20 protein-coding genes and 1 pseudogene are annotated in these 23,113 nt (G+C 75.1%); 2 read left to right on the plus strand and 19 right to left on the minus strand.

Annotation, left to right across the window (positions count from 1 at the left end; translation table 11 throughout):
• Window positions 1-146 precede the first annotated feature (146 nt).
• Window positions 147-860: a hypothetical protein gene (locus AB0A69_RS20385; protein ID WP_361423526.1), complete on the plus strand. Its 714-nt coding sequence runs from the start codon at window positions 147-149 to the stop codon at window positions 858-860.
• 262 nt (window positions 861-1,122) lie between these two features.
• Here AB0A69_RS20385 and AB0A69_RS20390 read toward each other — a convergent pair whose 3' ends face one another.
• The 3 genes and pseudogenes from AB0A69_RS20390 to AB0A69_RS20400 all read right to left on the minus strand — a co-directional run bounded on the left by AB0A69_RS20390 (window position 1,123) and on the right by AB0A69_RS20400 (window position 3,504).
• Window positions 1,123-2,091 carry a YihY/virulence factor BrkB family protein gene (locus AB0A69_RS20390; RefSeq protein ID WP_361423780.1) on the minus strand — a complete coding sequence of 323 codons (969 nt, stop codon included), beginning with the start codon at window positions 2,089-2,091 and terminating at the stop codon, window positions 1,123-1,125.
• A gap of 169 nt (window positions 2,092-2,260) precedes the next feature.
• Window positions 2,261-2,737, minus strand: a pseudogene (locus AB0A69_RS20395) (transposase); the annotation flags it as partial.
• Window positions 2,707-3,504 (minus strand): alpha/beta hydrolase, encoded by a 798-nt coding sequence (locus AB0A69_RS20400; protein ID WP_361423529.1) that lies wholly within the window; start codon window positions 3,502-3,504, stop codon window positions 2,707-2,709. The gene AB0A69_RS20400 and the pseudogene AB0A69_RS20395, both read right to left, overlap by 31 nt.
• Before the next feature lie 139 nt (window positions 3,505-3,643).
• Here AB0A69_RS20400 and AB0A69_RS20405 point away from each other — a divergent pair, with 139 nt between their 5' ends.
• Window positions 3,644-3,940 carry a hypothetical protein gene (locus AB0A69_RS20405; RefSeq protein WP_361423532.1) on the plus strand — a complete coding sequence of 99 codons (297 nt, stop codon included), beginning with the start codon at window positions 3,644-3,646 and terminating at the stop codon, window positions 3,938-3,940.
• A 47-nt stretch (window positions 3,941-3,987) separates the two neighbouring features.
• Here AB0A69_RS20405 and rfaE2 read toward each other — a convergent pair whose 3' ends face one another.
• From rfaE2 to AB0A69_RS20485, 16 genes are all read right to left on the minus strand, one after another.
• Window positions 3,988-5,388, minus strand: coding sequence for a D-glycero-beta-D-manno-heptose 1-phosphate adenylyltransferase (gene rfaE2 / locus AB0A69_RS20410; protein WP_361423783.1), 1,401 nt, complete (start codon window positions 5,386-5,388; stop codon window positions 3,988-3,990).
• 5 nt (window positions 5,389-5,393) lie between these two features.
• On the minus strand, window positions 5,394-6,071 hold the full coding sequence (locus tag AB0A69_RS20415) for an SIS domain-containing protein (RefSeq protein WP_361423535.1): 678 nt from the start codon (window positions 6,069-6,071) through the stop codon (window positions 5,394-5,396).
• A gap of 80 nt (window positions 6,072-6,151) precedes the next feature.
• On the minus strand, window positions 6,152-7,417 hold the full coding sequence (locus AB0A69_RS20420; protein ID WP_361423538.1) for a glycosyltransferase: 1,266 nt from the start codon (window positions 7,415-7,417) through the stop codon (window positions 6,152-6,154).
• On the minus strand, window positions 7,414-8,391 hold the full coding sequence (locus AB0A69_RS20425) for a glycosyltransferase (RefSeq protein ID WP_361423541.1): 978 nt from the start codon (window positions 8,389-8,391) through the stop codon (window positions 7,414-7,416). The genes AB0A69_RS20420 and AB0A69_RS20425 overlap by 4 nt, the downstream gene beginning before the upstream one ends.
• A gap of 16 nt (window positions 8,392-8,407) precedes the next feature.
• Window positions 8,408-10,075: a carbamoyltransferase C-terminal domain-containing protein gene (locus AB0A69_RS20430; RefSeq protein WP_361423544.1), complete on the minus strand. Its 1,668-nt coding sequence runs from the start codon at window positions 10,073-10,075 to the stop codon at window positions 8,408-8,410.
• 95 nt (window positions 10,076-10,170) lie between these two features.
• Window positions 10,171-11,154, minus strand: coding sequence for an NAD-dependent epimerase/dehydratase family protein (locus AB0A69_RS20435; protein ID WP_361423547.1), 984 nt, complete (start codon window positions 11,152-11,154; stop codon window positions 10,171-10,173).
• Window positions 11,155-11,339: 185 nt separating this feature from the next.
• Window positions 11,340-12,434 carry a glutamate--cysteine ligase gene (locus AB0A69_RS20440; protein ID WP_361423550.1) on the minus strand — a complete coding sequence of 365 codons (1,095 nt, stop codon included), beginning with the start codon at window positions 12,432-12,434 and terminating at the stop codon, window positions 11,340-11,342.
• Window positions 12,435-12,456: 22 nt separating this feature from the next.
• On the minus strand, window positions 12,457-13,353 hold the full coding sequence (locus tag AB0A69_RS20445; protein ID WP_361423553.1) for a glycosyltransferase: 897 nt from the start codon (window positions 13,351-13,353) through the stop codon (window positions 12,457-12,459).
• Window positions 13,350-14,216 (minus strand): glycosyltransferase, encoded by an 867-nt coding sequence (locus tag AB0A69_RS20450; RefSeq protein WP_361423556.1) that lies wholly within the window; start codon window positions 14,214-14,216, stop codon window positions 13,350-13,352. The genes AB0A69_RS20445 and AB0A69_RS20450 overlap by 4 nt, the downstream gene beginning before the upstream one ends.
• Window positions 14,213-15,163: a glycosyltransferase family 9 protein gene (locus AB0A69_RS20455; RefSeq protein WP_361423559.1), complete on the minus strand. Its 951-nt coding sequence runs from the start codon at window positions 15,161-15,163 to the stop codon at window positions 14,213-14,215. The genes AB0A69_RS20450 and AB0A69_RS20455 overlap by 4 nt, the downstream gene beginning before the upstream one ends.
• A complete protein-coding gene (locus AB0A69_RS20460; RefSeq protein WP_361423562.1) occupies window positions 15,160-16,170 on the minus strand; it encodes a glycosyltransferase family 9 protein in 1,011 nt (336 codons plus the stop codon). Before AB0A69_RS20460 ends, AB0A69_RS20455 begins: the two co-directional genes overlap by 4 nt.
• Window positions 16,167-16,715 (minus strand): HAD family hydrolase, encoded by a 549-nt coding sequence (locus AB0A69_RS20465; RefSeq protein WP_361423565.1) that lies wholly within the window; start codon window positions 16,713-16,715, stop codon window positions 16,167-16,169. Before AB0A69_RS20465 ends, AB0A69_RS20460 begins: the two co-directional genes overlap by 4 nt.
• Complete coding sequence (locus tag AB0A69_RS20470; RefSeq protein WP_361423568.1) at window positions 16,712-17,713, minus strand: glycosyltransferase; 1,002 nt, start codon at window positions 17,711-17,713, stop codon at window positions 16,712-16,714. The genes AB0A69_RS20465 and AB0A69_RS20470 overlap by 4 nt, the downstream gene beginning before the upstream one ends.
• 165 nt (window positions 17,714-17,878) lie before the next feature.
• Window positions 17,879-19,927 carry a prolyl oligopeptidase family serine peptidase gene (locus AB0A69_RS20475; protein WP_361423571.1) on the minus strand — a complete coding sequence of 683 codons (2,049 nt, stop codon included), beginning with the start codon at window positions 19,925-19,927 and terminating at the stop codon, window positions 17,879-17,881.
• Window positions 19,900-21,684, minus strand: a complete 1,785-nt coding sequence (locus AB0A69_RS20480) for an N-acetylglutaminylglutamine amidotransferase (protein WP_361423574.1) — start codon at window positions 21,682-21,684, stop codon at window positions 19,900-19,902. The genes AB0A69_RS20475 and AB0A69_RS20480 overlap by 28 nt, the downstream gene beginning before the upstream one ends.
• 83 nt (window positions 21,685-21,767) lie before the next feature.
• A complete protein-coding gene (locus AB0A69_RS20485) occupies window positions 21,768-23,096 on the minus strand; it encodes an MFS transporter (RefSeq protein WP_361423577.1) in 1,329 nt (442 codons plus the stop codon).
• Between the last annotated feature and the right edge of the window lie 17 nt (window positions 23,097-23,113).

Genomic DNA, 23,113 nt, shown 5'->3' on the forward strand with positions numbered 1-23,113 from the left:
CAGGTTGGAGAGGCTCCGTGTCTCACGTGGTGAGTTCGACAGGTTTCTCGACCATGAGCGGTGCCTGTCCTGGCACGACCATCCGGGGCTGATCACGCCCGAGAAATGATTGTGCCGCTGCAGTGGCGTCAGCCGATCATGTGGGTATGACCGATCAGCTGGCGATCAGTACCTTGACTTTGCAGCACAGCATCCCGGACGACTGGGCGGCGGACCCTTGGGCCGAGGTGCGCCCCCTGATCGACGGCGTAGACGTCCTGAAGGGAGTCCACCCGGAAGGGTTGGCGCTCAGTTGCCGACACTGGACAGGTCCTGCCGAGAGCTGGCCGCTGGCGGTCACGCAGGAGCCGCGCAGGGTCATGATCACCGAGCCAACCTGCACCGCTGGTTGCTGCGGCGCCCTGTACGTCACCATGCGCCACGAGGGCGATCAGGTGATCTGGGATGCCTGGGAGAACACCGGCAACGTCACTGCCGTGCCCGCGGACATCTACTTCGATGCTGCCCAGTACGAAGCCGAACTCGCGCGGGCCGCAGCGGACCGCAGATGGGAAGAGCCGGTGGACACCGCCGCCCGGCTGCTCCGGCAGACCCTTGCGGACAGCGGCTGGTTCGAGCGGTGGGGCTGCGTCCTCACGGATGTCTGGCCACGACGCGAGGAGCCCGACGTCCCCGAGGAACTCACCAGCCCCGAGGGGGTCGATGTCGTGTTCCATCAGGTCCAGGCAGCGGGGGTGCGTACACGTTCCTACCAGTACGAGCTGCTCACCACCCGCGACCAGCCCGTGGAGGAGCAAGTGCGGCGGCTCGCGGCCCGCATTCTGGAGGACGATCCGCGGAAGACCGCTGAGCTTCGATAGCGCTGAGGACCAGGTGCAGGAACGCCCGAGCTGAGAGAGGCCTTAGAACTCCTAACGAAATGAGTGGCGCAGAACGCTAGGGTCAGGTGGTCACGAGTCAGAGCGGTTCATGTCGACGGTCAGGTACTTCCCACCTGCTCGACGGCTTGAGCGTCACGCAATTGCCCAGGCGGAGCCTGTCGACGAGGGCCGCCCGCTCAGAAAGCGTGTGGGGCAACCCCCACGAGTTTGAATCTACCCTCCGCAGCTACCGGCGCTCGGATCACGGGCCGTGCGCTGGAGGCGCCGTGCGGCGCGGTGCTGCTGGTGCGGGGCTGTCGGCCGACGCCCGCTGTGGTGCATCGCCGGCTGCGGGGCTGATCCCGGGCTCCGGGCCCTCGCCCTCGGCTCTCTCGCCGGACCGCACCGCTGTCGCTGTCCAGGCGGCGCAGTACAGCAGCAGCCTGGCCATGAAGTTGATCCACAACACAACGGCGACCGGCACGGCGAAAGCGCCGTACATGCTCTTCCCTGCGACACCCTGCAGATAGCCGGTCAGCAGCCACTTGAGCAGTTCGAAGCCGACCGCACCGATCAGGCCGGCCACCACGACCGCGCGCCGACCGGGATGCACCCGCGCCAGCCGGGTAAGCAGGTAGACCAGCAGCAGGAAATCGACGAGCAGGGCGATGGCCAGACCCGCGAAGAACAGCAGCGCCCGTCCCGCCCCGCCCTCGATCCCGACCTCGTCGGCGGCCCAGCCAACGGCAATGTTCGCGAACACCGAACTGCCGATCGCGACCAGCCCGACCACGCCGAGACCGACCAGCACCACGGCGTCCTTGATCTTCAGCAGGATGGGATTCCCCGGGTCCTGCTCCTTCTCCCACACCGCGCGCAGACACCCGCGCAGGGCGCCGACCCAGTTGATCCCGATCACGAGCAGCAGCACGCCCGCGATGAGCCCGACGGCTCCGGCGTTCGCGACGAGGCGCTCCAAGTCCAGCAGGTCCGAAAGGCCCGGCGCCTGGTCAGCGATCTTGTCCTGGAGTTTCCCGAGCTGCTCCTCGCTCAGCAGCTTGGCACCGATCGCCGCGCCCACAGTGATCAGCGGAAAGAGGGCGACGAAACTCGTGAAGGTAATCGCGGCGGCAAGCCGCGCCCAGTGGACCGTGACCAGCCGCTCGAACGCCCGCCACACGTGCGTACGCCTCAGCCGTGCGATGCCAGGCAGCCTCGTCAGCCATTCCATGAAGAACACCCACTCCCACCGTACTCACGGCGAGAGCAGAGGGCATCCAGCAGTGAAGCCCCATCGCATGCTGTAGCGGGGCGGGTGCGCTGCGCGTGCGGTGGTCAGCGGGCGCATAGCCCTTTCGCATCAGGATCTTGCCGGACCTGAATGTGGATCTTCCAGTGGCTCATGGATGACGACTCGCGACGGCCGACCAGCTCTCGCACTCGCTCGGCAGAGCGTGCAGTCGCCGCCAGCAGATGAGTGCGCTTCCGAGGCTGAGGAATGCTTCGTGGATGTCGGCGCGTATCTCCCAGCGGATCCGCAGGTGGCGGAACCAGCGCAGGTGGGCGAACGTGCCTTCTACGACCCGGCGTTGGGTGCCCAGGCCGGAGCCGTGCTCGGTGCCGCGGCGGGCGATCAGTGGCTCACGCCGAGGTCCCAGACGAGGCGGCGGGTACTTGTCGTGGTCGTAGCCACGGTCGCCCAGCACCACGTCCGGGCGGCACCGGGGCCGGCCACGCTTGCCGCGCACGGGCGGCACCGCCCGGAGGACCGGGATCAGCTGGGTGACGTCGTTGCGGTTGCCACAGGTCAGGGGCGCGGCAAGCGGGATGCCGGTGGCGTCGGTGATCAGGTGATGCTTGCTGCCCGTTCTGCCCCGGACAGCAGCCGTGCCCCGGGGATCTCGTGTGCGATCGCCTCGCCGTTGCCGACCGGGAAGAACCGGTTGCGGCGGCCGTGGACGACCAGCGTGGGAACCTCGATCGTGGGCAGGCGTTCGCGCCAGCGGGGCGCGCAGTCGAGCCTGGCGAACACCATGCCCAGCTGGTTGGCCATGTGGACCGGGGGTGCGCCGCCGGGCGTGCGGTCCCAGACGCGTGCGGCGAGCGCGCGTGCGGCGGCGGGGTCGTCGCCGAGGATCCCCGCGCCGGCGGCGGCGAACTCGGCGACCGCCTCGCGGTCGGTCCAGTCGGGCGTCGGACGGGCGAACAGCCGGCGCATCGTCGCCTGGTCGTGGTCGGGGAGGTCGCCGTCGGGTGGGCCGGGCGCAACCGCGCGGGTGCCGACCAGGGTGAGCGCCGAGAAGGCGCCCGGATGGTCGAGCGCGGCCACCTGGGCGACCATCCCGCCGACGCCGATCCCCGCGAGGTGCGCGGGCCGTCCGCCGAGCGCGTCGGCGAGGGCGGCCGCGTCGGCGGCGAGGTCACGCAGGGTGTAGCCGGGCGCCTCCGGGTTCGTCGTGGTCGACTCCCCGCTGTCCCGCAGGTCGTAGCGCACCACACGACGTCCGCCGGCGGCGAGGCGCTCGCACAACGCGTCGGGCCAGGAGAGCATCGTCGTCCCGCCCGCGAGCAGGACGAGTGGCGCGTCGTCGCCGCCGAACGACTCGACGCCCAAGGCGGTGTCATGGACGTGGACAGTGGTCATCGGATCACGCTCCGATGCCGGCGGTGAGGCGAGTCATGTCAGGGCAGCCCCGATCCGCCGCCCGAACTCATCGCTCCGAGGCGGTGCATCAAGGCGTGCGAGAGCGAGCAGCGGCAGGGCGGGCGATACAGTGCGCGTCGTGGACATACCCGACTGGCTCCTGTGGACCCTCGTTGGCCTGGCCGTCCTGCAGGCGCTCGCCCTCGTGCCCATCGTCCGCCGGATGGGCGGCACCGACCCCGCGGTGCGCTCCACGGCGCGTTTCGACCTGCTGGAGACCGTCGGCAGCCTGCTCCTCTTCGGCGGCCTCCTGCTGAGCGCCGTGGTCACGGAATCCTGGTTCTGGCTCGTCCCCGTCGGCTTCGTGCTCGTGACCGCCGTCTACGCCGTGAAGGGCGTCCACAAGCTCCGCGCTCGCCGTCGCCCCACGGTCTGACGCGTGCGGGGGCGGGGCCCCGGGCGGGCCCGGCCCCCGCACGCCCGTCACCGGCCCGGGGGCCGGATCGGCGTCGCCGCTTCGGCCGCGCGGCGGGCCAGCAGCGTCGTCGAGCGGCCGTCGAGGTACGGCAGGACCACCGCCTGGCCGCCCCAGGTGCGGAGGGTGTCCGCTTCCGGGAGGTCCTCGGCGGAGTAGTCGCCGCCCTTGACCCAGACGTCCGGGCGGAGCCGGCTCAGCAGCTCGACGGGGGTGTCGCCGTCGAAGACCGCGACCGCGTCGACGCTGCCGAGCCCGGCCAGGACGCGGACGCGGTCCGCGAGGGGGTTCAGCGGGCGGCCGGGGCCCTTCAGGCGGGCGACGGACTCGTCGGAGTTGACACACACGATGAGGCAGTCGCCGATCCCGCGCGCGCTCTCCAGCAGCCCGACGTGCCCCGCGTGGAGCAGGTCGAAGCAGCCGCCGGTGGCGACGACCGTGCCGCCCTGCGCGCGGACGCGCTCGGCCAGCGTGAAGGCGTCGGTCTCGGGCAGCTCGCGGGCGTGGGCGGGCGGCGGCGTACGCCACAGGGCGGGGTTGCCCGCGCCGCCCGCCGCGACGAACGCCGCCGCCTCGGCGACCGCCTGCTGGATGGCCTCCTCCGGCAGGGCCCCGTCGGCGAGCGCCGCGGCCGTCGCGGCGGCGAAGCAGTCGCCCGCGCCGCACGCGTCGCCCTCCGCGCGGTACGGCGCCGGGACCAGCATCGGCGTACCGGCGCCCGGCCGGGTCAGCAGGACGCCGCGCTCGCCGAGGGTCACGGCGACCGTGGCCACGCGCCAGTGCTCGGCGAGCTCGGCGCCGCGCTCGGCGTAGGCGCGCAGGGAGTCGCCGTCGCCGCGGCACAGGGCGCGGGTCTCGGCGGCGTTCGGCGTGACGATGCGGGAGCCGGGCACCGGTGCGTCGCCCTTGAGGTGCGGGTCCCAGACCACCGGCACCTTGGGGGCGACGGCGGCGAGGTGCTCGCGTACCGCGCTCGCGGTGTGGCGCCCGTAGTCCGCGACGAGTACGGCCTGCGCGTCGGCGAGGGTCTGGCGCACGGCGCCGTCGGGTTCGCCGGGATCGCCGCCGCCGCGGTCGATGCGTACGAGGGGCCGGCCACTGGCGAGCACCCGCGTCTTGACGGGCAGCGTGCCGTTCAGCGGCAGCTCCACGACGCGGACGCGGCCGCGCAGGGAGCGGCGTACGGCTTCGCTGGCGGGGTCGTCGCCGAGCGCGGTCACCAGCACCACGTCACGGCCGCCCCGGGTGGCGAGCGCCGCCGCGAGGCCCGCGCCACCCGGGCGGCGCTGGTCTCCGGTGACGTCCACGACCGGCGCCGGGGCGTCCGGCGCGAGCCGGCTGGCGACGCCTTCGATGTCCTCGTCGAGGAGTACGTCGCCGACGACGACGAGGGGCTTGCGTCCGGTCAGTCCGGTCATGACATCCTCCGATGGGCCGCGACGGGCGCCGCCGCGCCCGCCGCCCGCGAGGGCCGCCCGGCGGCCTCGGCCACCGGTGCGACCGCCGCGTCGAAGCACTCGCACAGCAGGTGCACGGCGAGCAGATGGGCCTCCTGGACGGTCGCCGTGGAGTCGGCGTCGACGCTGAGCGCCTCGTCGGCCGCCTCGGCGAGCGGGTTGGGCCCGGGCCCGGTCAGGGCCCACACCCGCAGCCCGGCCGCCCGGCCGGTGACGGCCGCCGCGATCAGGTTGGCGCTGCGGCCGGAGGTGGAGAGCAGGACCAGGACGTCTCCGGGCCGGCCGTGGGCCGCGACCTGGCGGGCGTACACCTGGTCGAAGCCGTAGTCGTTGCCGATCGCGGTGACGCTGGAGGTCTCGGCGTGCAGGGAGATCGCCGAATAGGCGGGGCGCTCCTGCTGGTAGCGGCCGACCAGTTCGGCGGTGAGGTGCTGGGCCTGCGCGGCGCTGCCGCCGTTGCCCGCGGCGAGCAGCCGGCCGCCCACGGGCAGCACGGCGGCGAGTTCGCCGCCCCACTGAACGATCCGGTCCAGGTTCTGCCGGCGGAAGCGGCCGAGCGCGTCCTGCAGCGACTGGCAGTGGCGCCGCGCGGCCTCGAGTGCGAGAGAAGCGAGGGGATTCGTCGGATCTGTCATGGGCTTTCGGGCGTACCGCGTCCGGGCGGACGGCGGCCGGTCCCGCACCTCCTTCGAAGGGTCACGAGCGGGCAAGGGACTCAGGCCACCTCCGTCACCGCGTTCCGCGCGGCGAGCACCGCGCCGTACACCGCCTCCGTGGCCGTCGCGACGCGCGCCCAGCCGTACCGGCTCAGCACCCGCCGCCGTCCCGCCTCGCCGCACGCGGCGCGCCGCTCGGGGTCGGCGAGCAGGTCGGCGACCGCGGCGGCCAGCGCCTCGGGATCGCGGGGCGGGACGAGCCGGCCGGTCACCGGGTCGGCCACGGTGTCGAGCTGGCCGCCCACGGCGCTGGCCACGACGGGCCGGCCGCAGGCCATGGCCTCCAGCGGCACGATGCCGAACGGCTCGTAGTCCGCCGGGCACAGCACCACGTCGGCGCTGCGCAGCAGCGGCGGTACGTCCTCGCTGCCCACGCCGCCGGTGAAGCGGACGCGGTCGGCGACGCCGACGGCCCGGGCCAGCTCACGCAGCCGGCGTACCTCCGGGTCCTGGTCGATCAGGTGCGGAGCCGGGCCGCCGACGATGACGAGCTCCGCGTCGGGCAGCCGGCCGAGCGCCTCGACCGAGACGGCGGCGCCCTTGCGGGGCACCAGCCGGCCCAGCTGGAGCAGCCGGTACCGCACGGCCGGGTTCCGCTCGGCGACCGGCCCATCGGGCCGGAACTGGTCGGTGTCGACGCCGCACGGCACGACCGCGACCTTGTCCGGGGGGATGAGCATCCGCGCCAGTTCGAGGACCTCGTCGTGGCAGGTGGCGATCACCCGGTCGGAGCCCATGCCGACCTCGCGCTCGCACGCGACGCGCTGCGGCGGGCTGGTGTCGGCGTCCCTCTGGTGCCGCCGCTTCACCGTGCCGAGCGCGTGGTACGTGTGCAGCAGCGGCACCCGCAGCCCGCGGACCGCCTGGAGGGAGGCGACGCCCGACATCCAGAAGTGCGAGTGCACCACATCGGGCGGCCGGCCCCGCCACTCGCGGGCCATGTAACGGCCGAACGCGGGCATGTGGGGCGGCAGTTCGTCCTTGGGGATCGGCTCCGGGGGGCCGGCGGGAACATGGTGCACCTCCACACCGGGGCGCAGCGGCACCCGGTCGGGCAGATCGGCGGCGTCGCGCCGCGTGAAGACGGTGACACGGTGGCCGCGGTCCGCCAGGGCGCCCGCCAGGCGCGCGACGTGCACGTTCTGGCCGCCCGCGTCGACGCCGCCGAGCGCGGCGAGGGGACTGGCGTGCTCGGAGACGAGCGCGATGGAGAGCTCGTGAGCGCCGTTGTCGTCGTCCAGTGAGGTCGTCGATGTCGATGTCATGAGCGCACCTCCGTCATCACGCGCGTCATCACGCGCTCCCAGTCGTCCAGGAAGCGCTTGAGTCCGTACCGTTCGAGCGCCGCCTGCCGCGCCCGCGCCCCGTCCTCGGCCGCCGCCTCCGGGTCGTGCAGATAGCGGCGGGCCGCCTCCGCCAGCACCTCGGGCCGGGTGGAGAGCGTCCCGGCGCCGGCCGGCACGGCCTCGATGGCCTCGGTGGTGGCCAGGGCCACCACCGGCATGCCCAGGTGCATGGCCTCCAGCAGCGACAGCCCCAGCGACGTCCAGCGCACCGGGTGCAGGTACAGCCGGCGCTCGGCCATCGCCGCGTGCAGCTCGCGCTGCGGCAGGTCGGCGGTGCGGCACCGCTCCTCGGGCAGGCCCAGGTGGGCCGCGAGCCCCTCGGTGCGCATGCCGAAGACGTCCAGCGGCGCCGCCTCGGACAGCGCCGGCAGCAGGTCCGTACCGGTGTAACGGCCGCGCCGCACCGGTTCGTTGACGACGACGGCGGCCCGCGGGACCCGGCCGGTGTACAGGTGGCCGGGGTCGACGATCCCGTGCTCGATCACCTCGGTGCGGGTCGAGCCGTTGTCCCAGAACAGCCGGTTGAAGTGGGTGACGTGGACCAGCGTCAGGTCGTCGCGGTCGGCGAAGGGGTGCCGGGTCTCCGGCACGTTCCCGTCCGGCGCGTTGTGCTCCAGGTAGACGGCCGGTACGTCACGCCCCGGCCGCCGCCCGCCGAGCCACCGCTCGGCGAGGGCGGGTTCGTGGGGCCGCTGGAGGACCACCAGGTCGACCGGCGTCTCGCGCAGCTCCTCGGGCGTGACCTCCCGTACGGAGTCGGGCCAGGAGAAGGTGCGCGCCCGGCCGAGCCCGTCCGCGTCGCGGCCGGGGGTCACGGGGACCAGGTAGGTGTGGGGCCCCTGGACGAACGCCGTCGTCCAGGAACCGTGCACGTGCCACAGCAGGATGTTCATGCCGTCCCTCCTGCCGTCACCGGGACGGACGCCGGGAGGCGTCGTCGGAGAAGAAGGCGCCGCGCCGGACCGCGTACGGCCCGATGGCGAGCAGGTCTACGGGGGAGGAGCCGAAGCACTCCAGCGCGTCGCGCGGGTCGTCGACCATCGGCCGCCCGGCCGTGTTGAGGCTCGTGTTGACCACCACCGGCAGCCCGGTGAGCCGCTCGAACTCGCTCAGCATCCGCGCCACCAGCGGCTCGGCCTGCCGGTCCACGGTCTGGATCCGCGCCGTGCCGTCCACGTGCACCACCGCCGGGATGCGGTCGCGCCACTCGGGCGCCACGTCGTGCACGAAGAGCATGTACGGGCTCGGCAGGACGCCGTCGAAGATCCCGGCGGCCCGGTCGGCGAGCACCATCGGCGCCACCGGCCGGAACTGCTCACGCCCCTTGACGTCGTTGAGCCGCTCCAGGTTGCCCGCGTGCCCCGGGTGCGCCAGCAGCGACCGGTGGCCCAGCGCCCGCGGCCCGTACTCCGAACGCCCCTGGAACCAGGCGACGATCTGGTTGTCCGCCAGCGCCTCCGCCACGGTCTGCGCGATGTCCGCCGGCCGGTCGAACGGCACCGCGGCCGTCTTCAGCCAGGCGCCCAGCTCCGCGTCCGACCACTCCCGCCCCAGGTCGGCGCCGGGCATCGGCGCGGGGTCGTCCCCGCCGCCCGCGGCCAGCAGCAGTGCGCCGCCCAGCGCGGTGCCCGCGTCACCGGCCGCCGGCTGCACCCACACCCGGTCGAAGGGGCCCTCGCGGGCTATGCGGGAGTTGGCCACGCAGTTGAGGGCCACGCCCCCGGCGAGCGTCAGCACCCGGTCGTGGGTCTGGCCGTGCAGCCAGCGCACCAGGTCCAGCAGCGTCTCCTCCAGCACGGCCTGCGCGCTGGCGGCGATATCCGCGTGGTCCTGCGTCCACGCCTCGTCGGGCCGGCGGCGCGGGCACAGCTCCGCCCACGGCACCCCGGTCGCGTGGAACCCGCCGTCGCCGGTGGGGTACACGTACCGGCGCAGCTCGGGCAGCATCCGGGGCCTGCCGTGGGAGGCGAGCGCCATCACCTTGAACTCGTCGGAGGAGCGCAGGAACCCGAGGTGCTCGGTGAGCTCCTCGTACACCAGGCCCAGCGAGTGCGGCAGGTCCTGCGCGTACAGCGCCTCCAGCCGGTCGTGGACGCGGCGCGCCGCGAGGTGCGAGGCCCGTTCGCCGCGGCCGTCGAGGACCAGCACCGACGACATGTCGGCGCCCTCGGCGGCGAACGCGCCGGAGGCGGCGTGCGCCATGTGGTGCGGCACGAACCGCACGGCGGCCGGGTCCAGGCCCGGCAGCGCGGCCTTCAGGAAGCCGGGCGCCTCACGGGCGTAGGTGATCCGCAGGTGGTCCCACGGGTCGTCCAGTCCCATCTCGGCGGTCGGGCGGGCGAGTTCGGGGTCGAAGGAGTACGCGACGGCGTCCAGGTCCTTCGGGCGCAGCCCGGCCCGCTCCAGACACCAGGCGGCGGCCTTCTCGGGCAGTTCCCACGCGGAGAACGGCACCGGGCGCTTGCCGTGCTTGCGCCGGGAGAACCGCTCCTCCTCGGCGGCGGCGACGGTCCGTCCGTCGATGACCAGCGCGGCGGCGGGATCGTGGAAGAGTGCGTTGATTCCGAGAATGCGCATGGCGTCCCAGGCCTTTCGGCGAGTCGGGGTGCGATTCGGGGGTGCGAATCGGGGGTGGGGTGGGGCGTTCGCGTTCGCGTGGGGCCCGCGGCCGGTCAGGCGCGGGTGACCTCCTGGGCGCGGAACCAGTCGATGGTGCGCCGCAGCCCCTCCTCGGCGCCGACGCGCGGCTCCCACTGCAGCTTGTCGCGGGCGAGCGTGATGTCCGGGCAGCGCACCGCCGGGTCGTCCGTCGGCCGCTCGATGAACCGGATCTCCGATGCCGAACCGGCCAATTCGATGACGAGCCTGGCCAGTTCCAGCATGGTGATCTCGTCCGGGTTGCCGATGTTCACCGGCCCCCGCAGCCCGTGGGCGGCCGCCGCGAGGATGCCGCGCACGGTGTCGTCGACGTAGCACAGGGACCGGGTCTGGCGGCCGTCGCCGGTGACGGTGAGCGGCTCCCCGGCCAGCGCCTGCCGTACGAAGGTGGGCACGGCCCGCCCGTCGTGGCCGCGCATCCCCGGGCCGTAGGTGTTGAACAGCCGCACGATGCCGGTGTCCGTGCCGAGCGCCTCCGCGTGGGCGGTGGTCAGCGCCTCGGAGAACCGCTTGGCCTCGTCGTACACGCTGCGCGGCCCCACCGGGTTCACGTTGCCCCAGTACCGCTCGTTCTGCGGGTGCTGCTGCGGATCGCCGTACACCTCCGACGTGGAGGCGAAGAGGAACCGGGCGCCGGCGCGGTGGGCGAGGGCCAGCGCGTGGCGGGTGCCGAGGCTGCCGGCCTCCAGCGTGTGCAGCGGAAGGCGCAGGTAGTCGGCGGGGGACGCCGGGGAGGCGAAGTGGAGCACCAGGTCGGGGTCGCGCGGGACGGTGAACGGCTCGGCGACGTTCGCCTCCACCACGGTGAAGCCGGGGCGGCCGCGCAGCTCGGCTATGTTCTCCGGCCGCCCGGTGCTGAAGTCGTCGACGCAGGTGACGGCCGTGCCCGAGTCCAGCAGGGCGGCGCACAGGTGCGAGCCGACGAAGCCGGCGCCGCCGGTGACGACGGCGTGCTCCCAGCTGCGGGCGAAAGCGCTGCGTGAGGAAGCGGTGTTCATTCGATCTCCTCCGTGCGTGCGGACCGAGGACGACGACGTACCGGTCCCCCCTGCGTCTGCGACCAGGCTCGGCCGAACGGGGGCGCGCGGCGCGGTGGTATAGGCCGTCCGAGTGGTTCACGGAGCGTGAAAACGCTGCCCTCACGCCGCTGAACAGCGTGCTGACCAGCGGGTTTCGGAACTCCTCAGGGCGCGACGGTCTCGGTGGTCAGCAGCTCCGCCAGGGCGGGCAGACCGCCCTCGGCGAGCACCCGCCGCTGCTGGTCCGCCGGGGTGCCCTGCTGCAGCAGCCGGTGCACGAGCGCGGCCACCTCGCGGGTGTCACCGGCCTCGGCCAGCGCGGGCGCCAGCGTGTCCAGCAGCCGGGCGAGGACGTCGCCCGCCCTGCGGGCCGTGCCCTCGGGGTCGACCAGCAGCCCGCTCAGCCCGTGCCGCGCCGCGTGCCAGTTCGCCGCCTGGAGCAGCTCGGGCGCGATCTCCGGCACCGGCTCGCCCGCCTTCTCGTCCCGGATGGCCGTGGCGATCAGGGCGCGTACGAGACCGGCGAACATCACCGCCGAGTCCACCCGCAGCTGCACGTCCGCGCAGCGGACCTCGACCGTCGGGTACTTGTCGGACAGCCGGGCCTGCCAGTAGAGCTGGCCGGTGTCGGTGATGACCCCGGAGTCCAGCAGGGCGCGCACCCGCCGCTCGTGGTCGGCGAGGTCGGCGAAGCGGGGCGGCGGCCCGCCCACCTGCCAGCGGCCGAAGATCACGGTGCGCCAGCTGGCGAACCCGGTGTCCCGCCCGTCCCACAGGGGGGAGTTGGCCGACATGGCCACCAGCACCGGCAGCCACACCCGGATCCGGTTCAGGACGGCCACGCCCATCTCCCGGTCGGGCACCGCCGCGTGCACGTGCATGCCGTTGACCAGCTGTTCGGCGACGAGCTGCGGCGCCTGGGAGCGCATCGCGAGGTAACGGGCCTTCTCGGTCACCGGGACCGGCGCCGTCTCGCGGAAGGGCGCGGTGCCGCAGGCCGCGATCCGGCAGCCGTTCTTCTCCGCCGCCGAACCGAGCGCGTGCCGCAGCCGCAGCAGATGGCCGCCCACCTCCTCCAGGTCCGTACAGACCGGGGTGGCGACCTCCACCTGCGCCTGGAGCAGCTCCGACTGCACCTCCTGGTCGTCCAGGATCGGCTCCAGGCCGGCCGCCGCCCGCACCTGCTCCGCGCGGGGCACCGGCAGGCAGGTGACCGGGTCGACCAGCAGGTACTCCTCCTCGACCCCAATGGTGATCATGGAGGGCCGGGTACCCGCCTCCTCAGCCGACATAACGCCGCGCCGTCGACTCGCGCTGGGCCTCGCTCAGCGCCCCCAGCCGCGCCTCCACCGGCGGCGGCACCACCCGCCGCTCCCGCAGCACCCACGGCAGCCCCGCCAGCGCCAGGCCGAACGCCCGCAGCGACGCCCGGTCGCGCGGCACGGTCCGGGCCAGGTCCAGCGTCCTGCGCAGCGCGGGCCGCACCGGGCGCCGCAGCCAGCAGAACCAGAGCGTGTTGCGCAGCCCGTGCACGCGCCGCAGCGTCGCGTCACGGGCGTGCGACGGAGCGTGGTGCACCGTCAGGTCGGACACGTACGCGAGCCACCAGCCACGCGTGGCGAGGTCCGTGGCGAGCAGCTCCTCCTCGCCGCCCAGCCACAGCCGCTCGTGGAACCCGCCCGCCTCCAGGAACGCGTCGCGGCGCAGCACGGTCGCCGCCGCCAGGAACGAGCCCAGCGCCGGCCCGGGCAGCCAGTCCGGCCCCCGCACCGGCGAGTCCCGCAGCTCGGCCACGATCGGGTCCTCCCGGCCGTCCGGCGCGACCAGGATCCGCGCGGTGACCGCCACCAGCCGCTCGTGCCGGTCCAGCAGGTCGGCGGCGCGGCCCAGCGATCCCGGCTCCCACCACGAGTCGTCGTCGCAGAAGGCGATGTACGGCGTACGGGCCCGGCGCACCGCGAGGTTGCGGCCGACGGCGCCGAGGTTGCGGCCGGGGGTCAGCAGCGTGACGTCCGGGTGGAGGCGCCGGACCGCCTCGGCGGTGCCGTCCGTGGAGGCGTTGTCGGTGACGATGACCGGCGGGTTCTCCGGCAGCCGCGCCAGCTTGCCGAGGGTGCGCAGCAGCTCCTCGCGCCGGTTGTGGGTGATGACGACGACGGTCGTGCGGGCATCGCTCACGCCACGGCTCCTTCCCGTTCCAGGCGGCGGGCCGCCGCCTCCACGGCCGCCGGCAGCGGCCTGCGGGCCCGCAGCGCCGCCGGGAGCCGCTCCAGCAGCTCCCGCAGCGCCGCCCGGGCCTGCGGGTCGCGCCGGGCGTCGGCGGCCAGGTCGCGGGTGTGCCGCAGGGCCACCGGCAGCGGGCGGCGCAGCCACGCGGTCAGCACGGCGTTGCGCAGCTGCCGCGCCGGGCGTCCGGTCCGTACGCCGCCGGTCGGCATGTGCACGGCAATCACGTCGGGGCAGTGGCACACACCCCAGCCGCGCGCCGCCAGGTCGTAGGCGAGGCAGGTCTCCTCGCCGCCGAAGAACAGGACCGGGTGGTAGCCGCCCGCCTCCAGGTACGCCGTGCGCCGGGCCACCGCCGCGCAGGCCAGGAAGCCCAGCACCTGCGGGCCGGGCAGATCGGGGGCCCGGCCGAGCGGGGACGCGGCCAGCATGCCGTTGAGCGGGTCCGGGCCGCCGTCCGGCCCCACCGTGATCCGGGCCGCGACCAGCCCGAGCCGGGGGTGCTCGTCGAGCAGGTCGGCGGCGCGGGTGAGGGCGCCCGGCTCCCACCACGAGTCGTCGTCGCTGAACGCCACGTACGGCGTCCGCGCGTGCCGTACGCCCAGCGTGCGGCCGACCGCGCCGAGGTTGCGGCCGGGGGTCAGCAGCGTGACGTCCGGGTACAGCCGCCGGACCGCCTCGGGGGTGCCGTCCGCGGAGGCGTGGTCGACCACGATCACCGGCGGATGCTCGGGCAGCGCCGCCAGCCGTTCCAGGGTGCGCAGCAGCTGCTCCCGACGGTCACGGGTGATCACGACGACGCTGATACGGGTCACGGGCGGGACACCTCCGGATGGTCGGAGAGGGCCTTGAGGACGTCGGCCGGACGGATGAGCAACAGCTGCGGGTCCGGCTCGCGCCCATGGGGATCGCCGGGCGGACCCGGGTGCCACAGCGCCACGTGCCGCGTACCCTCGGGCGGACCCCACAATCCAGGCGATACCGGGCCGAAAAGGGTGACGGAGGGTGTCCCGTACGCCACCGCCAGATGCGCGATGCCGGTGTCCCCGCTCACCACGGCGCGCGCCCCCGCGACCAGCGCCGCGAGCCGCCCGTACGGCAGCCCGCCCCGGAACACCTCCAGGCCGGGGACGGCGATCCGGTCCAGCAGCGCGTCCTCGCCCGGGCCGCCCGTGAGGGCCACCCGGTGCCCCCGGTCCAGCAAGGCGCGGACCACCGCCGCATAGCGGTCCGGGGGCCAGCGGCGGGCAGGGGAGTCGGCGCCCGGGTGGACGACAACCGCGCCCGGGGCGGGGGAGCGGCCCGGTGGCGGCGGGAGAAGCAGGTCGCCGGGGTCGGCGGGGATGCCGTACCACTGCAGCAGGCGGCACCAGCGGGTGCGTTCGTGCTCGTCGGCGGTCCACTCCGGGCCCGCGATCTCCGGCGTGCCCGGATGGGCGAACGCCAGCAGCCGCCCCGGGCGCAGCCTGTGCAGCAGCAGATGACTGGACGGGCCCTTGCCGTGCAGGTCCACGGCCACCTCGGGCGGCGGGCCCGGCCACTCCAGGCGTACCGGCACCGCGCGGCCCGGCGCGGAGGCGGGCAGCAGCGAGTCCACCGCCCCCGTCGCGGCGGCGACCTCCGCGAGCTGCGCCGGGGCGGCCAGCACCGTCTCGTGCCCCGGGAACGCGCGCCGCAGCGCCCGCAGCGCGGGCACACCCGTCAGCAGGTCGCCCAGCCCGAGCGCCCGCAGCACGAGCACCCGGGGCGCCGGGCGGCTCACCCGTCCGCCTCCAGCAGCTTCTCCACGGCGGCGACCACGTCCTCCGCGGTGACCTCGTTCAGACACGGATGGCCCGGCACCGGGCACTCCCGCGCCCTGCTGTCCGCGCACGGCGCCCGCTGGTCGCCCAGCAGCACGTGCGGCACCCCGTACGGGCCCCACCGCTCCGCGGGCACCACCGGCGAGAACAGCGACACCACCGGCGTACCGACGGCCGCCGCCAGATGCGCCGGCCCGGTGTTGCCCGTCACCACCGCCCCAGCGCCCGCCAGCACCGCCGCGAGCTCCGGCGGCCGTGTCCGGCCGCCCACGTCCAGCCCGTGCCTCCCCGCCACCAGCGCGGTCAGCTCCCGCTCGTCGGGCCCGCCGGTGACCACCACCCGGTGACCGGCGGCCGCCAGCAGCCGTACCGCCTGCGCGCAGCGGGCCGGGCTCCACCGGCGGGCCGCGACGCTCGCGCCCGGATGGACCACCACGTACGGCCCCGGCCCGGTCAGCTCGGGCGCGCCGCCCGCCGCGTGGCGGACCCGCAGCCGCCCGTCGTCGCCCGGGGGGCGGGGGAAACCGGCCGCCTCGGCCAGGTCCAGGGCCGCCTCCGCCTCATGGGCGTGCGGCGCCCGCCGATGGCGCACGTCCAGCAGCGAGCCGGGGAAGTCCACGCTGTCGGCCGCGAGGTGCCGTACGCCCGCCATCCGCAGCAGCAGTGCGGCCGGCAGCGGGCTCTGGTGGTACGAGGTGAGGATCAGCGCCCGGTCCACGCGGGCCGCGGCGATCCGGTTCACCAGCCGGTCGACGTCCGCCCGGTCCACGGGCGGCGGCGTGAAGCCCACCCAGGGCGCGTCCCAGACCAGCACCTCGTCCACGCCCGGCAGCATCCGCGCGGCCGGTGCGCCGCGCGGCCCGCACAGCATCGCCACCCGGTCGGCGCCGTGCGCGACCGCGCGCACGGCGGGCCCGGCGAGGACGACGTCCCCGAAGCTGTCCAGCCGGACGACGAGAGCCCTCATGACGGCCTCCTCAGGTGGTTCCCCAGCACGTACCGCACCGCGCTCAGCAGGTCCGGGCAGACGCACGGCGCGGCCGCCACCTCCTCGGGCAGCGTCCGCGCCGTCGGCACCAGCACCCCCGCCGCCCCGGCCGCCCGCGCGGCGCCCATGTCCGCGCCGATGTCGCCGATCACCACGCAGTCGGCGGCCCGGACGCCCAGCCGCCGCGCCGCCTCGACCACCAGACCCGGCGCCGGCTTGCGGCAGCCGCAGCCGTCCTCGGGCGCGTGCGGGCAGTGCACCCAGGCGTCCAGCGGCCCGAGCAGCGCGTCGATCCGGGCGTTGACGTCCCGTACGGCCGCCTCGGTCAGCAGGCCGCGCCCGATGCCGGACTGGTTGGACACCACCCCGACCGGCACGCCCCGGTCACGCAGCATCCGCAGCGCCTCCCGGGCGCCCGGCATGGGCCGCACGCGCTCCGGATCGCCGTTGTAGGGCACGTCCACCACCAGCGTGTCGTCGCGGTCGAACAGCACGGCGGCCGGGAGCGGCCCCGGGCGGTTCACAGGGTGCCGTCCCAGCCCCCGGCCCCCCGGTGGCGCACCGCGCCGCTCAGCCGGTGCCAGGTCGCGACCGCCGGGATCACCGCGCTGGTCACGGTCATCGTCAGGATCTCGTCGGCCGTGCGCGGTCCCGGCGCGATCCGCGCCCGCGCGAACTCCGCCGTGCCCAGCAGCCAGCCCGCCGCCGTCAGCGCGGCGGCGCGCCGCCGCCCGGCCGCCGCCAGCACGAGCGCGCCGAGCCCGGCGGCCGTGACCGCCGCATGGCGCCGGATCCGCCCGCGCGGCGCCGAGGCCCGCTCCCACCAGCCGGGCCCGTGCAGCCGCGCCATCAGCGCGTCGTCGGCGTTGCCCCGCTGCACCCGCACCGACACCCACCGGTCGGCGGGCCGCACCGGGTGTTCGGTGCGCCGCTCGCCGCGCCGGATCAGCCAGCCCGCGTCGAGGATTCGCAGCGCCAGGTCCGCGTCCTCGCGGAAGGCGCGCGGGAAGCGCTCGTCGAAACCGCCGACGGCCTTGAGCGCCTCCGTGCGGTACGCCATGTCGGCGGTCGCCCACAGCGCGTCGCGCAGGCCCGCCGTGTTGCGCTCCCAGTCGGTGGGGCGGCGGCCCGCGGGCAGCGGCACCTCCAGCACGCCCTGGACGCCACCGGTGTCGGGGGAGGCCTCCGCCAGGTCGCGGGCCAGTTGCTCGCGCCAGTACGCGCTCACCCGTACGTCGTCGTCGAGGAGGACCGTCCACGGCTCGTCCACCACGCGGATCCCGGTGTTGCGGGCGGCGGCCGGGCCGCGCCCGCCGCTGCGCAGCACGATCGCGCGGTCCGCGAGCGGGCCCAGGGCGCCGAGCGGCAGCTCGTCGCCGCCCGGCGCGGGGCGGTCGTCGACGAGCACGACCTGGCTCGGCTCGGGGCCCGCGCTCGCGGCGAGCGCGGCGAGGCAGTCGGCGAGGCAGGGCCGCCCGATGGTGGGGACGACCACGGCGTACGAGGCGAGCGGGGGAATCATGCGTCTGCGCCTCCAGTTCCGGGTGATCGGTTCCGTAGCGACGTACGGAATGCCCACCTTCCCTCACTTTATGCACATACAGGGCGGGTCGCAGGGGCTCGGCCGGCCTGCTCCGGCTCACTCGCCCAGCTCGCCCAGGTGCCGCCCCGGTTCACTCGCCCCGGCTCACGCGCCCAGGTGCCGCTCCAGCCAGTCGCCCGCCGCCCGGCGGAACAGCCGCCGGCTGTCCGCCCGCCGGAACTCGTGGCCCTCGTCGCGCAGCGTCAGCAGCTCCGCCGTCAGCCCCCGCTCGCGCGCCGCCCGCACGAACTGCTCCGACTCGCCCGGCGGTACGTTCGTGTCGTGCTCCCCGTGCACGGCCAGCACCGGCACCCGCAGCGCGTCGATCCGGCTCATCGGGGACAGCGCCCGCAGCAGCTCGCGGTCCCGTTCCGGATGGCCGTACTTGTGCGCGGCCGACTCCGCGAGCCACGGCTCGGTCCCGGCGAAGAACGTGGTGAGGTCCGACATGCCGCACACCGCGATCCCCGTACGGAACAGCTCCGGATGCCACACCAGCGAGGCGAACGTGAGGTAGCCCCCGTACGAGTGGCCCATCACGGCCAGCCGCCGCGGGTCGGCGCGCCCGCTGAGCACCGCGTGCGCCGCGCAGGCGGCGACGTCCTCGATCGCGGCGAACCGCCCCGTGCCGAGATCGGCGTCCACGAAGGACCGCCCGTAGCCCGAGGAGCCGCGCACGTCGGGCGCGAAGACGTCCAGGCCCCGGCCCAGCAACTCGTGGTACAGCGGTTCGAACACCGGCCGCTCCTGCTCCTCCGGCCCGCCGTGCAGATGGAGCACGCACGGCGCCGGGTCGGTGTCGGCGCGCCCGGGCGCCCGGTAGTACCAGCCGCCGAGCTCCAGCCCGTCGCGCGCCGTCAGACGCACCGGCACCGGCCGCACGGGCGGCCGCCCCGCCGGTACGGCGTCCTCGTCCCGCGACGACCACGGCGTGCGCGCGGGCGCCCCGCCGTCGGCCGCCCACCACACGCCGGGCCGCCGCTGCGACCCCGACAGGGCGAGCACCATCCCGGCCGGGCCGCCGCGCGCGACGCGCGTGACGACCTCGTGCGGCAGCCCGACGCGCCGGGCCGGCAGGCCCGACTCCACGTCCAGCAGCTCCAGTTCGCTCGCGCCCCGCACGTTCCACACCAGCGCGGCCGTACGGCCGTCCCCGAGGAACGCCAGCAGTTCCAGGTCGCTCCGCTCACGCTCCGCGACGACCGCGACGTCCTTCAACTCCCCGCGCTCGTCCAGCCCGACGGCGAGCAGCGCCGCGAACTCCCGCTCGTGGTCGCTGCGCAGCCACACCGTGCGCCCGTCCGCCGAGAAGCGGCCGATCCACGGGTCGGCGTCCGCGACCCGCAGCACACAGCCCGTCCCCAGGTCGTCGGTGCGCAGCACCACCGCCTCGCGGCGTACGCGCGGACCCCGCCGCAGCAGCGCGAGCCGCCCGTCCGGACTCAGGTCGCACACCCGCAGCGTGGCCGCGCCGGTCTCGGTGGCCAGCAGCGCGGCCGCGCCCGGCTCGTCCGGGTCCACCAGGTAGGCCGACAGCCGGTCGCGGGTGCCGCGCCGGTGCCCCACGTCACCGCGCCCGGCGCCGCCCAGCAGCGTGGCATGCCCGTCCCGCTCCGCCCACCCGGCGGGCAGGCCCGCCAGGCCCGGCTCCGGGTCGCGGTACGCGGACGGCGGCTCGGCGACCGTCACCGCGACGGCCGAGCCGTCCCGCGCCCAGCACCCGAGGTAGGCCGAACTGCCCGCGTCGGCGCCCGCGACGACCCGGCGGTCGCTGCCGTCCGGGCGCACGCACAGCACCCGGCTGTGCTCGCCGCCGCCCGGGTTGACGGTGTACGCGATCCAGCGGCCGTCCGGCGACCAGGCCACCTCCGTCACGGGCTCCGGATCCGCGTCCAGCAGGCGGACCTCGGCGCCCCCGGCACCGCCCAGGGCCGCGGTCGCCGGTCCGGTCCACAGCTGCGGCACGCCGCCGCGGTCGCAGAGGAACGCCACCCGCTCGCCGGTCGGGTCCGCCGACGGGTACCAGCACCCGTGGGACACCACGGGCTGCGGCGTGTCCAGCGGCCCCGCCGCCCCGGCCAGCGCGACCGGCACCGGGCCGGGGGCCGCGGCCGCCGAGCCGAGGGTCAGCGGATGCCGTGCGTCTGCAGCCATAGCTCCAGCAGGGCCACCTGCCACAGGGTGTTCGCGCCCCGGTGCGTACGGTGGCCGTCGGGGTCGGCGAGCAGCTCCGCCACGTACTCCTCCCGGAAGATCCCGCGCGCCCGCGCCTCGGGGGCGGTGAGCGCCTGCCGGACCCGCTCGTACACCGGGCCCGCCATGTGCATGATGGCCGGAACCGGGAAGTACCCCTTCGGCCGGTCGATCACCTCATGGGGCAGCAGCGCGCGGCCCGCGTCCTTGAGGACGCCCTTGCCGCCGTGGGCGAGCTTCAGCTCCGGCGGGCAGGCCGCGGCGAGCTCGACCAGCTCGTGGTCGAGGAACGGCACCCGGGCCTCCAGGCCCCAGTCCATCGTCATGTTGTCCAGCCGCTTGACCGGGTCGTCGACCATCATCACGTGCGTGTCGAGGCGCAGGGCCGCGTCCAGCGCCGTCTCGGCGCCCGGCTCCGCCATGTGCTCGTACACGAAACGGCGCGAGGTGTCGTGCGCGGGCAGCAGATCGGGCCGCAGCATCCGGGCGAGATCGCCGTGCGGCCGGTCGAAGTACACCTCGGCGTACGTCTCCGGCTCCTGCTCGCGCGGGACCGCGGCCATCGCCGGGTACCAGCGGTAGCCGGCGAACACCTCGTCCGCGCCCTGCCCGCACTGGACGACGCTGACCTCCTTCGACACCTGCTCCGACAGCAGGTGGAAGGCGACCACGTCATGGCTCAGCTGCGGCTCGCTCATCGCGGCGACCGCGTTGTCCAGCGCCGTCGACACCCGGTCGGACGGCACCATCAGCTGGTGGTGCTCGGTGGCGAAGCGCCGTGCGATCAGGTCCGAGTACGCGAACTCGTCGCCGTCCTCCCCGCCCTCCGACTCGAAGCCGACGCTGAACGTCGCCAGGTCCCGCTGCCCCTCCTCGGCCAGCAGCGCCACGATCAGCGAGGAGTCCAGGCCGCCGGAGAGCAGCACCCCGACCGGCACGTCGGCGACCATCCGCCGCCGCACCGCCGTGCGCAGCGCGTCCAGCACCGCGTCCCGCCAGTCGGTGGCGTCCATGCCCGCGTGCTCCGGGCGACGGGTGTAGGACGGCTGCCAGTAGCAGTGGTCGCGGTAGGTGCCGTCCGGCTCCACCACCCGCACCGTGGCCGCGGGCAGCTTGCGCACCCCGTTGAGCACGGTACGCGGGGCCGCCACCGTGGCCGACCAGCTGAGGTACTGGTGCAGGGCGACCGGGTCGAGCGAGGTGTCGACGCCGCCGCCCGCGAGCAGGGCGGGCAGCGTGGAGGCGAACCGCAGTCGGCCGGTCCCGTACGACAGGTACACGGGCTTGATGCCGAGCCGGTCGCGGGCCAGCACCACGCGGCCCGTGTCGTTCTCCACGATCACGAAGACGAACATCCCGACGAAGTGGTCCACGCAGCGCGTGCCCCACTGGTGGTACGCCTTCAGCACCACCTCGGTGTCCGACGTGGAGAAGAACCGGTGCCCCAGGCCCCGCAGCTCCTCCCGCAGCTCGCGGTAGTTGTAGATGCACCCGTTGAACACGCCGGTCAGCCGGGCCTCCCTGTCGGACATCGGCTGCGCGCCGTGCTCCGACAGGTCGATGATCTTCAGCCTCCGGTGGCCCAGCGCCACGGGGCCCTGCGACCACATCCCGCGGCCGTCGGGCCCCCGCGCGGCCAGCCGGTCGGTCATGCGCTCGACGGCGGCCAGGTCGGGCCGCCCGTCGTCGAACCGGATCTCACCACTCAGCCCGCACATACGGCACCCCCCGCGCCGCCGGCCGTATCCGGTATGGCCGTATCCGGTATCTCGTCCATCCCATCCATCTCGTCTGTCACGGTTTACTCCTCAAGAACGGTTCCCCCCGGGTTCCCCGTTGATCGCGGAGCAATCCCCGCCGCCCGCCGCCCGGCCATCCGCACCGCAGGCCCCATGGCCAGCCCCGCCCCGAGGAACAGCACCCCGAGGACCAGCCACCCGATCACGCCCCCGCCGATGACCAGCGTCGTCAGCAGCACCGGCCCCACCATCCGCGCCACCGGCATCCCCATACCGAAGAACCCCTGGTACTGGCCCTGCCGCCCGGCCGGCGCGAGGTCGAAGGAGATCTGCCACGCGCCCGCGGACTGCCGCATCTCGCCCCACACCAGCAGCACCGCCCCCGCCACCAGCACCACCAGCGACGCCCACGCCGCGATGCCCCCGGCGAGCGCGAACACCGCGCACGCGGCGAGCATCAGCGCACCGCCGGAACGCACCGCCCGCACCGCCCCGGACAGCCCCGTCACCCCGGCGGCCGTACGCACCTGGAAGAGCATCACCGCGCCCGTGTTGAGCACCAGCAGCGCCGACACCACCCAGCCGGGCGCGGCCGTGTGCTCCGCGACCCACAGCGGGAGGGCCAGGCTGATCAGCGGCATCCGCAGCAGCATGACCGTGTTGAGGACGGTGACCAGCGCGTACGGGCGGTCCCGGAACACCGTCGCCGACCGCGCCCCGGAGGCCTCGCCCACCACCGCCCCACCGGCGGGGACCCGCGGCAACCGCCCCAGCAGCACCGCGCACCCCGCGAAGGCCAGCGCGTCGAGGGCCAGGACGGAGAGGTACGCGGCCGGCGTGTCCAGGTGCAGCGCGACCGCGCCGATCCCCGCCCCCACCGCGATCCCGGCGTTGCCCGCGGCCTGCAGCCGCGCCAGCACCCCGGTCCGCGCGCCGGGCTCCACCAGCCCCGCCAGCAGCGACTGCCGCGCCGCCGCGAGCCCGCACTGCGCGACCGCGTACGCCACGACGACCAGCAGGAACGCCGCGTAGGACCGTACGAACAGCAGGCCCGCGACCGACGCGGAGGTCGCCGCCGCCAGGGCCACGGCCGCACCGCGCGGCCCGCGCCGGTCCGCGAGGTGCCCGAGCGGCACGCCCGCGACCGCGCCGACCGCCCAGGCGAGGGTCAGCCCCAGTCCGATCCGGCCGGGCGTGAGCCCCACGACCCGGGAGAAGTAGAGCGCGGAGGAGACGTAGAAGGCGCCGTCACCGACGGAGTTGACCAGCTGTGCGACCGCCAGTCCGCGGGGCGCGGAGCGCCGCGGGCGCGGCAGGGGGCCGGGGAGGGCAGGGGACGGGGATGCTGTGGGCAGGGACTCCGTGGGCAGGGACTCCGTGGGCAGGGACATGGGGCTCCTCGGTCGGA

Origin of the sequence: Streptomyces sp. NPDC045431 (genome assembly GCF_040646655.1) — a bacterium.
GTDB lineage: Bacteria > Actinomycetota > Actinomycetes > Streptomycetales > Streptomycetaceae > Streptomyces.

What these genes read in the sequence shown, in the direction of transcription:
- AB0A69_RS20400 (WP_361423529.1), bottom strand. Translation starts at nt 3,504, where the DNA reads ATGACCACTGTCCACGTCCATGACACCGCCTTGGGCGTCGAGTCGTTC.
- AB0A69_RS20440 (WP_361423550.1), bottom strand. Translation starts at nt 12,434, where the DNA reads ATGATCACCATTGGGGTCGAGGAGGAGTACCTGCTGGTCGACCCGGTC.
- AB0A69_RS20415 (WP_361423535.1), bottom strand. Translation starts at nt 6,071, where the DNA reads ATGACAGATCCGACGAATCCCCTCGCTTCTCTCGCACTCGAGGCCGCG.
- AB0A69_RS20470 (WP_361423568.1), bottom strand. Translation starts at nt 17,713, where the DNA reads ATGATTCCCCCGCTCGCCTCGTACGCCGTGGTCGTCCCCACCATCGGG.
- AB0A69_RS20390 (WP_361423780.1), bottom strand. Translation starts at nt 2,091, where the DNA reads ATGGAATGGCTGACGAGGCTGCCTGGCATCGCACGGCTGAGGCGTACG.
- AB0A69_RS20385 (WP_361423526.1), top strand. Translation starts at nt 147, where the DNA reads ATGACCGATCAGCTGGCGATCAGTACCTTGACTTTGCAGCACAGCATC.
- AB0A69_RS20420 (WP_361423538.1), bottom strand. Translation starts at nt 7,417, where the DNA reads ATGACATCGACATCGACGACCTCACTGGACGACGACAACGGCGCTCAC.
- AB0A69_RS20435 (WP_361423547.1), bottom strand. Translation starts at nt 11,154, where the DNA reads ATGAACACCGCTTCCTCACGCAGCGCTTTCGCCCGCAGCTGGGAGCAC.
- AB0A69_RS20430 (WP_361423544.1), bottom strand. Translation starts at nt 10,075, where the DNA reads ATGCGCATTCTCGGAATCAACGCACTCTTCCACGATCCCGCCGCCGCG.
- AB0A69_RS20460 (WP_361423562.1), bottom strand. Translation starts at nt 16,170, where the DNA reads ATGAGGGCTCTCGTCGTCCGGCTGGACAGCTTCGGGGACGTCGTCCTC.
- AB0A69_RS20480 (WP_361423574.1), bottom strand. Translation starts at nt 21,684, where the DNA reads ATGTGCGGGCTGAGTGGTGAGATCCGGTTCGACGACGGGCGGCCCGAC.
- AB0A69_RS20485 (WP_361423577.1), bottom strand. Translation starts at nt 23,096, where the DNA reads ATGTCCCTGCCCACGGAGTCCCTGCCCACGGAGTCCCTGCCCACAGCA.
- AB0A69_RS20475 (WP_361423571.1), bottom strand. Translation starts at nt 19,927, where the DNA reads ATGGCTGCAGACGCACGGCATCCGCTGACCCTCGGCTCGGCGGCCGCG.
- AB0A69_RS20425 (WP_361423541.1), bottom strand. Translation starts at nt 8,391, where the DNA reads ATGAACATCCTGCTGTGGCACGTGCACGGTTCCTGGACGACGGCGTTC.